Annotated in this window: 5 protein-coding genes; 3 read left to right on the plus strand and 2 right to left on the minus strand. The window is 62.0% G+C overall.

Annotated elements, in window-relative coordinates; genetic code table 11:
- Positions 1-392 precede the first annotated feature (392 nt).
- Positions 393-9,017: a retention module-containing protein gene (locus HB680_RS03460; RefSeq protein ID WP_213937168.1), complete on the minus strand. Its 8,625-nt coding sequence runs from the start codon at positions 9,015-9,017 to the stop codon at positions 393-395.
- Between the two features lie 593 nt (positions 9,018-9,610).
- Here HB680_RS03460 and HB680_RS03465 point away from each other — a divergent pair.
- From HB680_RS03465 to HB680_RS03475, 3 genes are all read left to right on the plus strand, one after another.
- Positions 9,611-10,969 carry a TolC family outer membrane protein gene (locus HB680_RS03465; protein ID WP_123509062.1) on the plus strand — a complete coding sequence of 453 codons (1,359 nt, stop codon included), beginning with the start codon at positions 9,611-9,613 and terminating at the stop codon, positions 10,967-10,969.
- 130 nt (positions 10,970-11,099) lie between these two features.
- Positions 11,100-13,259, plus strand: a complete 2,160-nt coding sequence (locus HB680_RS03470; RefSeq protein WP_213937169.1) for a type I secretion system permease/ATPase — start codon at positions 11,100-11,102, stop codon at positions 13,257-13,259.
- Positions 13,260-13,268: 9 nt separating this feature from the next.
- Positions 13,269-14,636, plus strand: coding sequence for an HlyD family type I secretion periplasmic adaptor subunit (locus HB680_RS03475; protein ID WP_213937170.1), 1,368 nt, complete (start codon positions 13,269-13,271; stop codon positions 14,634-14,636).
- A gap of 120 nt (positions 14,637-14,756) precedes the next feature.
- Here HB680_RS03475 and HB680_RS03480 read toward each other — a convergent pair whose 3' ends face one another.
- The gene (locus HB680_RS03480) at positions 14,757-15,353 is read right to left on the minus strand and encodes a DTW domain-containing protein (RefSeq protein ID WP_213937171.1); all 597 of its coding nucleotides are present in this window, start codon (positions 15,351-15,353) and stop codon (positions 14,757-14,759) included.
- Position 15,354: the final 1 nt, after the last annotated feature.

Genomic DNA, 15,354 nt, shown 5'->3' on the forward strand with positions numbered 1-15,354 from the left:
GGAGCGGGCTTGCTCGCGAAGGCGGTGTGTCTGCCGAGATGGATGTTGAATGTGCCGGCCTCTTCGCGAGCAAGCTCGCTCCCACAGGGGAATGGTGGTGTGCTCGGAGGTCGCGTATGGCGCAGAACCAGTGTGGGAGCGGGCTTGCTCGCGAAGGCGGTGTGTCTGCCGAGATTGATGTTGAATGTGCCGACCCCTTCGCGAGCAGGCTCGCTCCCACAGGGGAATGGTGGTGTGCCCGGCATCCGTGTACGGCGCAGGTCCAGTGTGGGAGCGAGCTTGCTCGCGATGAGGCCGGGACAGTCGCCGCATGATTAACTGCCAGCCCACAAAAAAACCCGCCATCCCCTTTCACCGGGAATGGCGGGTTTTGTCGTTTCAGCCCTTCTGCATCAAACGGTGTCCACCTTCAACGAATGGTCATTGAGCATGCCGGTGATGATGGTCGCCGTGTCGTGCCCGCCCGCCACCACGCCGCCCGCTCCCGGCGTGACGCCGTAGTGGCTGGCCAGGTTGACGCCGGCCAGGTCGATGGTCTGGTTGGGTGTGGCGCCGGCCATGGCGCTGACGTCGATGCTGGTGACCAGGCTCGCACCGCTACCGGTGACGGTGAAGTGCAGGTAGTCGTCCAGCGAGGCGGCGGTGCCGTTTTCGCCTTGCAGCAGTTGGGACAGGTCGAGTTTGTCGGTGCCCGGGGTGAAGTCGGTGACCACGTCGTGGCCACTGTTGCCGGCCAGCCACTGGAAGGTGTCGGCCCCCGAACCGCCGGTAAGGGTGTTGTTGCCCAGGCCGCCGATGAGGATGTCGTCGCCGCCACCGCCATTGAGCACGTCGTTGCCCAGGCCGCCATTGATCACGTTGTTGTTATTGTCTCCGGTCAGGGTGTCGTTGAAGTTGGAGCCCGTCAGGTTCTCGATGCCCGTGAGGGTGTCGGTGCCCGCGCCAATGGTGTTTTGCGCGCTGAGCAGGCCCAGGTTGACGGTGACGCCCGCCGTGGCGTGGGCGTAGCTCGCGGTGTCAGTACCGGTGCCGCCGTCGAGCAGGTCGTTGCCCGCGCCGCTGTACAGCAAGTCATTGCCGGCGCCGCCGTGCAATTCGTTGTTGCCTGAGCCTGCGGTGAGCACGTCGTTGCCGTCGCCGGCGTTGAGGATGTTGTTGCCGGTGCCGGCCACCAACACGTCATCGCCCGAGGTGCCGGTGAGGGTGTGGCCGTCCTGGTAGCTGATGGTCACGTTCGCCGTGTCGCTGCCGCCATGGTTGTCGTTGGCGGTGTAGGTGCCGTGGTAATCCGGGGTGAGGTCGTGGGCTCCGGCGTAGTTGACGGTCATGGTCAGTTGGTAGTTTTCCGACCCGCCAGCGTTGCTGCCACTGGTGTTGGTGATGTTGGTGACGTGGATCTGGTAGGTGCCATCGGATGTCGCCGTGATGGTCCCGCCATCGGCGATGGCCACGAACGCACCGCCATTGAGCGAGTACTCCATGGTGATGTGACCGGCCGCCAGGTTGTGGTCCAGATTGAGGGTCTCGCCCTGTTTCAGTTTGACGGTGATGAGGTCTTCATCGTTGGCGTTGGACGTCGTCACCGCGCCCAGGTAGCCGCTGATCACCAGCACTGCGGTCATCGCTGCGGAGTTCGCCGCGAAGGAGTTCCGCACATCCGCCAGCGCCTGGTTGGCGGCGTTGTTGCCGTTGCCGGCGAAGCTGATGGCGCCGGTGCCGACAAAGTCCGCGCCCTTGGCCACCCAACCGGTGTTGAACGTGGTCGGGGTCGCCGTCATCGGATCGCCATTGGCGTCGGTGTCGTTGGCCAGCAGCAACTCGCCCGGTACCACGATGGTGCCCGACAACACGTTGGTGATGATGTGGTCGTCGACCGCTATCGGTGGCGCGTTCGGGATGACTTTGACCGTCAGCGTCGAACTGGCCAGGTCGCCGTCGTTGTCACTGACGGTGAAGCCGATGTTTTCGGTGATCACCACCGCCGTGGTTTTTTGCGAGGTGTAGGTGTATTCGCCGGTGTCGAGGTTCACCACCAGCGTACCGCTGTTGTTGGTGGCGATGCTGAGGGTGTTGTTCACCGTGTTGAACGTGCCGTGGTTGGTACCGCTGAACGTCAACGCGCCCTGATTGCTGTTGCCTCTCGGGTCATAGGTGTACGTGGTGCCATCGACCACCAGGGTTTTGATGAAACCGCCATCGGCGCCGAACGAACCGCCCTCCAGCAGCGTGCCGGTGACCGGTGCGCCCTGCACGGTGCCCGAGAGCACCGAGTTGAGTTGATTGAGGTCGGTGACCACCACCGCGTTGGTGTTGGTGTGGGTGCTGCCGTCATAGGCCAGTGGATCAAGGTTGGCGTTGCTGACGCCACTGCCCAGGCCGATCGCATAGTTCTTGATGCCATTGGCGTCGAGGAAGTTTTTCAGCGCCGCCTCGTCTGTCGTACCGATGTCCTGGCCGGACGTCGGTTTGCCGTCGGAGAAGAAGTAACCGACGTTCTGCGCCCCGGTGAGTTTGCCGTCCGTGTTGAACGCGGTTTGCAGGGCCGCCACCGCCGCGTCGTAGTTGGTGCCGCCACCAGCGGTGAGGCCGGCGATGATCGACTTGGCGGTCGCCACATCCACCCACACCGTGGTTTTGTCGGTGGCGCTGCTGCTGAAGGTGACGATCTGCACTTTCACGTCGCCCAGGTCATCGTATTTGTCGAGCAAGGCACTGATCGCCTGCTTCGCCAGTGCCAGCCGCGACAGGCCTGGCACCCCGGAGGCATCGGCCATACTGCCGGAGACGTCGATCACCAGCAGCAGGTTGGAATCGATTTCCACTGCAGTCACCGAACGGTCCGATGCCGCGACTTTTGGCACGTCATCGACGATGTTGACCACGATGGTGCTGGTGGTGCTGTTGCCCAGCGCATCGGTGGCTTTGTAGGTGAAACTTTCGCTCAGGGTGTTTGCCCCGTCGTTGGCATTCGGCGAGGTTTTCGGTGCCGAGGTCAACGTGTAGGTGTAGCTGCCGTCCGGGTTGATCAGGATTTGTCCGTAGGTCCCGGTGGCGCTGCCGACCACGCTGTAAGTGAACGGACCGGTGCCGCCGGTGACCGAACCCACCAGCGTACCGGTCGCCGTTTCGCCCGTGCTCGTCGGGTCGCTGCCGGTGACCGTGCCGGGTGCCAGATCCAGGCCATCCTTGCTCAGGTCGAGGGCTTTTTCGAAGACTGTCACGTCCTGATCGACCACCGCTTTGAGGCCGCTGTCGTTGACATTGATGGTGATGGTCGTGGTGCTTTCGTCACCGTCGGAATCACGCACGGTGTAGACGAAGGTGTCGGTGGCCCCCGCCACGCCGACCGCGTTCGGGTTGCTGTGGTACACGGCGTTGCCCGCCGCATCCAGGGTCAGGTAGCCGTAGGTGCCGTTGATGTTGGTGCCCAAGCCGCCCACGGCCGAGGTCCCGGTGTTGCTGCCGGCGCGCACGCCGATCACCGCCCCGCCCGCCGCTGCGCCGTCGGCACCGAGCACGTCGTTGCCGAGCACGCTGAGGTTGAGGGTCGCGCCTTCGGCGACAGTACCGGAGTCTGCGGCGGCGGTTGGCAAGTCATCGACGATGTTGACGTTGATCTGCCCCGACGCCGTGCTGCCGTCGGTGTCCGTCGCCACTACGTTGAAGTTCTCGGTGAGGCTGTTGGCGCCGTTGGCGGTCGGATGGGTTTCGTTGTCCACCAGGGTGTAGCTGTAGCTGATCACGCCGGTGCTCGCGTTGTAACCGGTGATGGTCAGCGTACTGCCCAACGGCGTCACGATCGATTGCGGGAAGCCTGCCGCCACACCGCCCGCCACGACATGAATGCCGCCGACGTCGAGGGTTTGCAAACCGTCCAGCGCGGTGACGGTGAAGGTGCCGCTCTGGGTCAGGGCTGGCGTGTTGGGGTTGCTGCCGTCGCTGAGGTTTTTCTCGTAAACGGTCAGCTCGCCGCCATTGACGTTGAGGCCGTTGAGGACCACCGGGTCGTCGTTGTTGTGGATGTTCAGCACCAGGTTGGCGGTGCTGGTATCGCCGTCCGAATCGGTGATCGTGTAGGCGAAGGTTTCCGTGCCGTTGCCGCCGCCGTGCAGGTTTTTGAAGTCGGCATCGTTGGCGTTGAGGGTGTAGGTGTAGGTGCCGTTGGCATTCAGGACCAGCGTGCCGTAAGTCCCGGTGAAGGTGCCGGGGGTGACAGGCCCGGTGCTCGGCCCGGTGGCGACGAGGTCCGCGCCCTGAATGTCGTTGGTCAGGACGTTTCCATTGAGCGTCAACGCGGTTTCGGACGCGGTGCCGACATTGCTGTCATTGACGGCTTTCGGCACGTCATCGACGATCTGCACGACGATGGTGCTGGTGCTGATGTTGCCCAGCGAATCGGTGGCCTGGTAGGTGAAGCTTTCAGTCAGTGTGTTGGCGCCGTCATCCGCATGCGGCGTGGTGCTCGCCGGCGATGTCAGGGTGTAGGTGTAGGTGCCGTTGGGGTTGAGCTGGATCTGGCCAAAGTTGCCATTGGCGCTGCCCACCAGGGTGTAGGTGATCGCGCCGATGGCCCCGGTGACCGAGCCGACCAGGGTGCCACTGGCGGTTTCGCCGGTGCTGGTCGGGTCGCTGCCGGCGACGGTGCCTGCCGCCAGGTCCTGGCCATCCTTCGTCAGGTCCAGGGCTTTTTCGTAGACGGTCACGTCGGTATCGCTGACCGCTTTGATGCAGCTGTTCGAGACGTCGATGGTGATGGTGGTGGTGCTCTCATCCCCGTCGGCATCGCGCACGGTGTAGACGAACGTATCGGTGGCACCCGGGGCGTTCACCGCGTTGGGATTACTGTGATAGACCGCGTTGCCGTTGGCATCCAGCGTCAGGTAACCGTAGGTCCCATTGATGTTCGAGCCCAGGCCGCCGATGGCCGACGTCGAGGTGTCGCTGCCGGCGCGGACGCCGACTACGGCACCCGTGAGCGCCGGACCGTCGGCACCGCCGATGTCGTTATCCAGCACATTGCCCGAAACTGTCCCGCCCTCGGCCACCGACGCGCTGTCCGGGTGGGCCGTCGGCAAGTCGTCGACGATGTTGACGTTGATCTGATTGGTTGCCGTGCTGCCGTCGGTGTCCGTGGCCACCACGTTGAAGTTTTCGGTGATGCTGTTGGCACCGTTGCCGGTCGGGTGGGCTTCGTTGTCCACCAGGGTGTAGGTGTAGCTGACGACGCCGGTGGTCGCGTTGTAACCTGTGACGGTGAGCGTGCTGCCCAGCGGCGTCACGATCGATTGCGGGAAACCGGCCGCCACGCCACCGACCACGACATGAATGCCGCCGACGTCGAGGGTTTGTAAGCCGTCCAGCGCGGTGACGGTGAAGGAGCCGCTCTGGGTCAGGGCCGGCGTGTTGGGGCTGGTGCCGTCGCTGAGGTTTTTCTCGTAGACGGTCAGCTCGCCACCCACGACGTCGAGGCCGTTGAGGGTCACCGGGTCGTCGTTGTTGTGGATTTGCAGCACCAGATTGGCGGTGCTGGTGTCGCCGTCCGAATCGGTGAGGGTGTAGGCGAAGGTTTCCGTGCCGTTGCCGCCGCCGTGCAGGTTTTTGAAATCGGCGTCGTTGGTGTTCAGCGTGTAGGTGTACGTGCCGTTGGCGTTGAGGACCAGGGTGCCGTAAGTGCCGGTGAAGGTGCCGGGAGTTACAGGTCCGGTCGTTACGCGATCCGCGCCTTGCACGTCGTTGGTCAGCACGTTGCCGTTGAGGGTCAACAGGCTTTCCGAGGCGGTGCCGGCGTTGCTGTCGTCCAGCGCTTTGGGCAGATCGTCGATGACGTTGACGTCCAGGGTCGCGTTGGCGGTGGTGCCGTTGTCATCAACCACGGTGACGGCGAATTGCTCAGGCAGGTTGTTCGCGCCGCCAGCGGTTGGATGCGCGTCATTGCCGTTGAGGGTGTAGCTGTAACTGACCACGCCCGTGTTCGCGTCGAACCCGGTGATGGTCAAAGTGTTGCCCAAACCGGTCGGGATCGATTGCGGGAAACCGGCCGCCACACCGCCGCTGACGACGGTGATGCCGCCGACGGTGAGGGTTTGCACGCCATCCAGCGCGGTGATGGTGAAGGTGCCACTTTGGGTCAGTTGCGTGCTGTCCGGGGCGCTGCCGAGGCTAAGGTTTTTCTCGTAGACGGTGAGTTCGCCGCCCTCGACGTTCAAGCCATTGATGATGACCGGATCATCGTTGTTGTGGATTTGCAGGACGAGGTTGGCGGTGCTGGTGTCGCCGTCAGAATCGGTGATCGTATAGGCGAAGTTTTCGGTGCCGTTACCGCCGCCGTGCAGGGCTTTGAAATCTGCATCGCTGGTGTTCAACGTGTAGGTGTAAGTGCCGTTGGCGTTGAGCACCAACGTGCCGTAAGTCCCGGCAAAAGTGCCAGGCGTCACTGGGCCCGTGGCCACGCGATCGGCGCCTTGCACGTCGTTGGTCAGCACGTTGCCGTTCAACGTCAGCAGGGTTTCCGACGCGGTGCTCGCATTGCTGTCATCCAGCGCTTTTGGCACGTCGTCGATCACATTGACGTCCAGCGAACCGTTGGCCGTGGTGCCGTTGTCATCGACCACGGTCACCGCAAATTGCTCAGGCAAATTGTTTGCGCCGCCAGCGGTTGGATGCGCGTCATTGCCGTTCAAGGTGTAGCTGTAACTGACCACGCCCGTGGTCGCGTCGAACCCGGTAATGGTCAGCGTATTGCCCAACCCGGTTGGAATCGATTGTGGGAAACCAGCCGCCACGCCACCACTGACAACGGTAATGCCGCCGACGGTGAGGGTTTGCACGCCATCGAGCGCGGTGATGGTGAAGGTGCCGCTTTGGGTCAGCGCGGTGGAGTCCGGCGCACTGCCCAGACTCAGGTTTTTCTCGAAAACCGTGAGTTCGCCGCCCTCGACGTTCAACCCATTGATGATGACTGGATCGTCGTTGTTGTGGATTTGCAGCACCAACGTTGCAGTGCTCGCATCGCCATCGGAATCCGTGAGGGTGTAGGTGAAGTTTTCAGTGCCGTTGCCGCCACCGTGCAACGCTTTGAAATCCGCGTCACTGGTGTTCAGCGTGTAGGTGTAAGTGCCGTTGGCATTCAACACCAGGGTGCCGTAAGTACCGACGAAAGTACCCGGGGTGACCGGGCCGCTTTCAGGACCTGTCACCACGCGATCCGCGCCTTGCACGTCGTTGCTCAACACATTGCCGTTCAACGTCAGCAGGGTTTCGGAAGCGGTGCTCGCGTTGCTGTCGTCCACGGCTTTGGGCACGTCGTCGATCACATTGACGTCCAGCGAACCGTTGGCCGTGGTGCCGTTGTCATCGACCACGGTCACCGCAAATTGCTCAGGCAGGTTGTTTGCACCGCCCGCCGTTGGATGCGCTTCATTGCCGTTGAGGGTGTAGCTGTAACTGACCACGCCGGTGGTCGCGTCGAACCCGGTGATGGTCAACGTGTTGCCCAACCCGGTGGAAATCGATTGCGGGAAACCTGCCGCCACGCCGCCGCTGACAACGGTAATTCCGCCAACCGTCAACGTCTGCACGCCATCCAGCGCGGTGATGGTGAACGTACCGTTCTGGGTCAACGCCGTGGCATCCGGCGCACTGCCCAGACTCAGGTTTTTCTCGAAAACGGTGAGTTCGCCGCCCTCGACGTTCAATCCGCCCAGCGTGACCGGGTCGTCGTTGTTGTGGATTTGCAGCACCAGGTTGGCGGTGCTGGTGTCGCCGTCGGAATCGGTGAGGGTGTAGGCGAAGGTTTCCGTGCCGTTACCGCCACCGTGCAGCGCTTTGAAATCCGCATCACTGGTGTTCAGCGTGTAGGTGTAAGTGCCGTTGGCATTCAACACCAGAGTGCCGTAAGTCCCGACGAAAGTACCCGGAGTGATCGGGCCGCTGGTCGGGCCGGTCGGTACGCGGTCGGCGCCTTGCACATCGTTGGTCAACACGTTGCCGGTCAACGTCAGCAGGGTTTCAGACGCGGTGCCGTTGTTGTCATCCACAGCCTTCGGCACGTCATCGGTGATGTTGATGTCCAGTGAGCCGGTGGCCGTATCGCCGTTGGTGTCCCCGGCCACCACGGTGAATTGTTCACTGAGGTTGTTGGCGCCATCACCCGCCGAATGGGTGTCGTTGCCGTTGAGGGTGTAGCTGTAACTCACCACGCCGGTGGCCGGGTTGTAGCCGGTGATGGTCAGGGTGTTGCCTAGCTGCGTGGTGATCGATTGCGGGAAACCCGCGGCCACCCCGCCGCTGATCACGCTGATGCCGCCGATGTTGAGGCTCAGCAAACCGTCGGGCGCGGTCACGGTGAACGTGCCGCTTTGGGTCAGGGCTGCCGGATTGGCCGCCGAGCCGTCGGGCAGATTGGCTTCGTTGAGGGTCAGTTCACCGCCCGCGGCGTCGAGGCCGCCGAGGGTCACAAGGTTGTTCACCGGCGGCACCACCACCGGGGTGTCGTCGTTTTGCTGAACATCGGCGTTGTGCCGTTCTTCAGGAAACTCTGGAATACCGCCGAAACCGGCGGTGGGGAAACCGATGTTCGGATCGACCCGCCCGCCCACTTCTTCCAGCAGCACGAAACTGTGACCGCCACCCAAGGCACCACCCGGGGCACCTGTGGAGGTCGGACCGGCCGCTGTGGCCTCACCGGTTTGGGTCGGGTCAGCGCCGGCGGCAATGGCTTTTTGCAGTTGTTCGACATCGGTCAGTTGCGCCTGACTCGGCGTCACGGCTTCAGCCGTGTCCACGTGGGGCACCTGATGCGCGAGCAGTTGGGACGTCATTTGCAGGCTACTGCCACGCCCCAACGTCAGCTCCTGGCCATTCTGCAGATGCACCGCCACTGCGCCTTCGGCCCCGGTGATCAATTGGTCACCGGCAAACAAGCGGTCGCCCTCGACCAACGCACGTCGAGTACCGTCGGCCGCAACCGCGAACACCTGACCAATAACCTTACTGACGATTCCGATGAGCGTAGCCATGTGCAATTCTCCTGCGCTGCCAACACCTGTCGGCACCTGGTTGCGCGAAGAGCGTGCTCATGGTGAAAAGCGGGCTGCCTGGCGGATCGTCTACCGGAATGCCTGTTTACCAAAGTAAACCGCCTCCCTGGCGACGTTCTCGCCAAGCGTGTCACTCGCGGGCCCAGTGTCCGATTCGGCATAAAACCCTCTGCAATCAATGGCATCGGGTTCCCACTGCGGAACAACCTCCCTGCGAGCGATGCGTAACGGTCCTGAATCACTCGAGTGACAAAAAACTGTCGCTCAAAAACCGTCCCACTTCCCTCCCCTCCAGCACTTCTCCGCCCTATGTCGCTAAGTGGATGGAACTTTCCTCAAACCCTCTGGAGCTCCCTAAGGCTCATGAATCAAGGGCTTTCGCTTTGAACAATGTGCTGGATTTTTCAGAGCGCATAAGTTTTTTTTGACATAACCCTTATGAGAAATAGTTCTTAGGTTTTCTCCAGAATGTTCTTAGCTCTGTTGTTACAAGAGTGAAACGGTTTTACCTAAAAATAACGTCAAGTATTTGACGACAGCTAAGCACCATCAGGAACCAGGGAGAAGTACCCATGCGCCTTTTAACCCCCCTCTGCAGCGCGGTTTTGCTGGCCATGGCCTGCACTTCTCAGGCTCAGGCCATGTCGTTGACCGACGCCATCCAAAGCACGATCGCCACGCACCCCGAACTTGCGTCGCGCGTGGACGCGCGGCTGTCGGCGGATGAGCAAGTGAAAGTCGCCAAAGGGGGCTTCTATCCCTCGGTGGATTTGAACGCCGCTTACGGGCGCGGCTACAGCGATAACACCAATACCCGGGCCTTCGGCAATCACCACACCGAAATCCTCAATTACACCCAGTCGGAATTGCGTCTGCGGCAGATGCTGTTCGACGGGTTCAACACCGCCAACGAGGTCGAGCGCACCAAAGGCGTGTCCAACTCCCGGGCCTATTACGCCCAGGGCACCGCCCAGGATCTGGCCTTGCGCACCATCGAGGTCTACCTCGAAGTGCTCAAGCGCCGTGAACTGGTGACGCTGGCCACCAACAACCTGCAAGCCCACATGCGGGTCAACGACCAGATCGGCCTGCGTACCCAGCGCGGTGTCGGCAGCAACGCCGACTCCGATCAGTCCACCGCTCGCCGGGCACTGGCGCAGAACAACCTCGACACCGCGGAAGTGGATCTGGCGGACGCCGAGTCGAATTTCTACAGCGTCGTCGGGCGCATCCCCGATGAACTCGAAGCACCGCCGTCGACCCGTGGCGAGTTGCCGACCAGCCTGCCGGAAGCCCAGCAGAGCATGGTGGAAAACAACCCGTACCTGAAATCCGCCCAGGCGGATGTGCAATCGGCCGAAAGCCAGTACGAAGTCGCCAAGTCGCCGTTCTACCCGCGCTTCGATGCTGAAGCCGCCGTTGGCGCGAACAACAACGTGCAAGGCGATGAAGGCCACGACAACGAATGGCGCGTTGGTGTGATCATGAACTACAACCTGTTCCGTGGCGGCAGCGACAAGGCCCGCCTGGCCTCCGATGCGCACCAGATCAACCAGGCGATGGACATTCGCAACAACGCCCTGCGCCAGCTCAACGAGAACATTCACCTGGCCTGGAACGCCATGGTCAACGCGAAGAAGCAAACCCCGACGGCGCGCGAATACGCCGAAACCACCAAACGCGTGCGTGCGGCCTATCAGGATCAGTTCGGCCTCGGCCAACGGACCCTGCTCGACTTGCTCGACAGTGAAAACGAGCTCTACAACGCCAACCGCCGCTACACCGAAGTGCGCTACACCGAGGAATACTCGATGTACCGCGTGCTGGCGAACATGGGTCAGTTGCTGAGCAAACAACGGGTGGTGCTGCCCGCCGATGCGATCGCTTCGTCGGAAGTGAAAAACGAAGCCCGTTTGCCTGAACTGAAGTAACCCCCCGCGTAGGAGCTGCCGAAGGCTGCGATCTTTTGATCTTAAAAAATCAAAAGCAAAAGATCGCAGCCTTCGGCAGCTCCTACACGGCGAGATGTGTGGATGTCTGCCAACAACAGGAGCGATCAATTTGACCAGCATGGAACCCGGCAACACTGGGGTCGATCCGCGCCTGAGCTTCGATGACCCGCTTCTGGACGGTCTGTTGATCCTCTGCAAGCTTCACGGTGCGGCGGTCAGCCGCGCCAGCCTGAGTGCCGGCCTGCCCCTGAACAAGCAACGCATGAGCCTGGACCTGCTGCCCCGCGCAGCCGCCCGGGCAAGTTTGCAGGCGCGTTTGTTGCGCCGGGATCTGGCGGATATTTCTGCGCTCAACCTGCCGGTGTTATTGATCCTCAACGATGGCCGCACCGCCGTGCTACGCCGTTTCGGCGATGACGGTCAGTTGCTGATTCTGCCCAGCGAAGCCGAGGGCGGTGAACAATGGGTCAGCCGTGAAGAACTGACCGCCAATTACAGCGGCCAGGCATTGTTCGCCCGGCCGCGCCATGAACTCGAAGACTTGCGCTCGCCGCTCGTACCGCGCGTCGAGGCATGGTTTCGCGACACGCTGAAGCTGTCGAAATGGCTGTACAGCGATGCGATCCTCGCCAGTTTCCTGATCAACCTGTTGGGGCTGATGGTGCCCCTGTTCGTGATGCAGACCTACGACCGGGTGGTGCCGAACCAGGCCACTTCAACGTTGTGGGTGCTGGCCATCGGCTTGCTGATCGGCACCGGGTTCGAACTGGTGCTGCGGGTGGTCCGCGCGCATTTGCTGGACACCGCCGGCAAGAAAACCGACGTGATTCTGTCCGCGACCCTGTTCGAACGCATCACCGGCATGGCCATGAAAGCCCGGCCGGCGACCATCGGCGGCTTCGCCCAGAGCATCCATGACTTCCAGGGCCTGCGCGAATTTCTCACCGCCGTGACCCTGACCAGCCTGATCGACCTGCCGTTCGCGGTGTTGATGCTGGTGGTGATCGGTTTGCTCGGTGGCTGGCTGGTGGTGATTCCGCTGCTGGCGTTTCCGATCACGATCATTTTCGCGATGGTGATCCAAGTGCGTCTGCGCGACACCGTGCAGAAGAGTTTGAGCCTCGGCGCCGAACGCCAGGCCCTGCTGATCGAAACCCTCGGCGGCCTGGAAACCCTCAAGGCCTGCAGCGCCGAAAGCGAGCGCCAGCACAAATGGGAAAGCACCCACGGCGCCCTCACCCGCCTCGACAGCCATGCGCGCAACCTCTCGGCCCTGGCGACCAACGGCACGCTGTTCATCCAGCAATTCTCCGGCATGGCGACCATCGTCGCCGGGGTCTACAGCATCATCGCCGGCAACCTCAGCGTCGGCGCACTGGTGGCCACCTACATGCTCGGCAGCCGCGTGCTCGCGCCGCTGGGGCAGATCGCCGGTTTGATCACCCGCTACCAGCAAGCGCAACTGACCATGCGCAGCACCGATGCGCTGATGTCATTGCCGCAAGAGCGCGATCCGAAACAACGGCCGCTGGAACGCACGCAACTGCAAGGCGCGATGGACGTCAGCGGCGTGACCTTTCACTACAACGGGCAGAACGCACCAGCGTTGGCCAACATCAGTTTCAGCGTCAAACCCGGCGAACGAATCGGCATCATCGGCCGCAGCGGTTCGGGCAAAAGCACCCTCGCGCGATTGGTCATGGGTTTCTACGCACCGGAAGAAGGCCAGTTGCTGCTCGATGGCCTGGACCTGCGGCAACTCGATGTCGCCGACCTGCGCCAACAGATCGGTTACGTCGCCCACGACTTGCCGCTGCTGGCCGGCAGCCTGCGCGACAACCTGACCCTCGGCGCTCGTTATGTCAGCGATTCGCGGATGCTCGAAGTGGCGGAGTTGACCGGCGTCACCGAACTCGCACGCCAACATCCCCAAGGTTTCGACCGGCCCGTGGGTGAACGCGGACAACTGCTGTCCGGCGGTCAACGTCAGGCCGTGTTGCTGGCCCGGGCGTTGTTACTCGACCCACCGATCATGCTGCTCGACGAACCCACCAGTGCCATGGACAACAGCAGCGAAGACGTTCTGCGGCAGAAACTCCACAGCTGGGTCCAGGGCAAAACCTTGCTGCTGGTGACTCACCGCACCTCGATGCTCAGCCTGGTGGATCGGCTGGTGGTGCTGGACAACGGACGGATCGTCGCCGACGGCCCGAAAGAAGCGGTCATCGATGCACTGCGCAAGGGCCGTGTCGGCTCTGCGGCTGTTTAGGAGTTGCCCATGGCTCGTTCATCGTCCGATGTCTCAAAGGATCGCGGCTACTTCGGCAGCTTCAGCAAAAGCGCGGAAAGCGAATACATGCCGGAAACCGCCGGCGCCGCGTTGCAGGATTCCCCGCGCCTGTCGCGGGTCACCGTGTGGCTGGCGGCGGGGCTGCTGATTTCGGCGCTGGTCTGGGCCAAGTTCGCGGTGTTGCAGGAAGTCACAATGGGCGAAGGCAAGGCGATTCCGTCGAGCAAGGTTCAGGTGATCCAGAACCTGGAGGGCGGCATTGTCACCGAGATCTTCGTGCGTGAAGGGCAAATGGTGAACAAGGGCGACACCCTGCTACGCCTGGATGACACGCGGTTTCTGTCGAACAAGGGCGAAAGCGAGGCGGATCGTTATGCGTTGACCGCGCAGGTCGAACGCTTGTCGGCCGAAGCTGAGGGGCGGCCGTTCAAGCTGTCACCGGAAGTGATCGCCAAGGCGCCGCAAGTGGCGGAAGACGAACGTTCGCTGTACGAACAACGGCAACGCCGACTGGCCAGCGAACAACGCACGTTGACCGAACAACTTCGGCAAAAAACCCAGGAACTGGCGGAGTTCCGCTCGAAACAGGGGCAATTCAGTTCCAGCCTGGCGTTGCTCAACCAAGAGATGAACATGTCCGCGCCATTGGTGGGCACCGGAGCGGTGTCGCCGGTGGAAATCCTGCGACTCAAACGCAGCGCGGTGGAGATTCGCGGTTCGCTGAATGCCACGACATTGGCAATCCCCCGGGCGGAATCGGCGATCAACGAGATCAAAAGCAAGATCGACGAATCGGAACAATCCTTCCGCTCCGACGCGGCCAAAGAGCTGAATGAGAAACGCACCGACCTGTCGAAAATCACCGCATCGAGCATTGCCATCGACGACCGCGTGACCCGCACCACAGTGGTGTCGCCGGTGCACGGGATCATCAAGGTGTTGAAGGTCAACACCATCGGCGGCGTGGTTCAGCCCGGCAGCGACATGGTGGAAATCGTGCCGCTGGAAGACAACCTGCTGATCGAGGCCAAGGTCCGCCCGCAAGACGTGGCGTTCCTGCATCCGGGCCAGAAAGCCATGGTCAAGTTCAGTGCATATGACTACACGATTTATGGTGGGCTGAGTGCGAAGCTGGAATTGATCGGCGCCGACACGATTACCGATGACAAGGGCAACAGCTTCTATCTGATTCAGGTGCGGACCGATAAAAATCACTTGGGCGGGGATGTGAAACCGTTGCTGATTATTCCGGGGATGGTGGCGACGGTGGACATTATTACCGGGGAGAAAAGTGTGCTGGATTACCTGCTGAAACCGGTGTTGAAGGCGCGGACTGAGGCGATGCGGGAGAGGTAGTCTCTGGCTGGTTTTTGTGGTGATTGGTCTACCGCTTTCGCGAGCAAGCCCGCTCCCACATTGGAATGCATTCCCCTGTGGGAGCGGGCTTGCTCGCGAAGAGGCCCTGACTGGCAACGACTATTTCGACCCATGATTACGCTGAAAGGTCTGCTCCCCCATCGCCGCAATCTGCCCCTCGATCAACGCCTCGAACGGCTTCAACAACGGCTCGAACGTCGTCGGCGCTTCCAGCGTCTGCAACGCCTGCACAATCGCCTCCACCGTCGACAACGCCCCCGGCCCCGGCGCCTTGCGCAATCGATACCGCGACACACCGCCCTCCGCCAACGTCACCCGAGGCAACGCCGCCAACAACGGATTGAGGTGCAGCAGCTTGCGCGCCTTGCGCCAGGTGCCGTCCGGGACCACCAGCAGCAGCGGCTGATCATTTTCCGCATAAGCCTGTAACGGCTGGGCCTCTTCGGCAGGAAACAACAACCGCGCTTGATAACCCGGTCGATTCAACAACGTCGGCAAATCCTCGAACACCTCGCCCACGATCAATTCGGCATTGTTCAAGCCCAACGCCGCCAGCCGCGCGGTGTTCAACGCATGATTCACTTCGCTGGGATGCTGCAACAGCAACACCCGGGTGCGGCTGTCGAGGCTCGGGATCAGTGGGCACAGGCAATGGGTTTGTGGGCGCAGGCAGCGTGGGCATTGGATTCTGGACATA

Source organism: Pseudomonas sp. dw_612, assembly GCF_018449725.1.
Lineage (GTDB): Bacteria > Pseudomonadota > Gammaproteobacteria > Pseudomonadales > Pseudomonadaceae > Aquipseudomonas.

Excerpts from the sequence above, each read along its gene's own strand:
- HB680_RS03460 (WP_213937168.1), bottom strand. The coding sequence starts at position 9,017 with ATGGCTACGCTCATCGGAATCGTCAGTAAGGTTATTGGTCAGGTGTTC.
- HB680_RS03480 (WP_213937171.1), bottom strand. The coding sequence starts at position 15,353 with ATGTCCAGAATCCAATGCCCACGCTGCCTGCGCCCACAAACCCATTGC.
- HB680_RS03465 (WP_123509062.1), top strand. The coding sequence starts at position 9,611 with ATGCGCCTTTTAACCCCCCTCTGCAGCGCGGTTTTGCTGGCCATGGCC.
- HB680_RS03475 (WP_213937170.1), top strand. The coding sequence starts at position 13,269 with ATGGCTCGTTCATCGTCCGATGTCTCAAAGGATCGCGGCTACTTCGGC.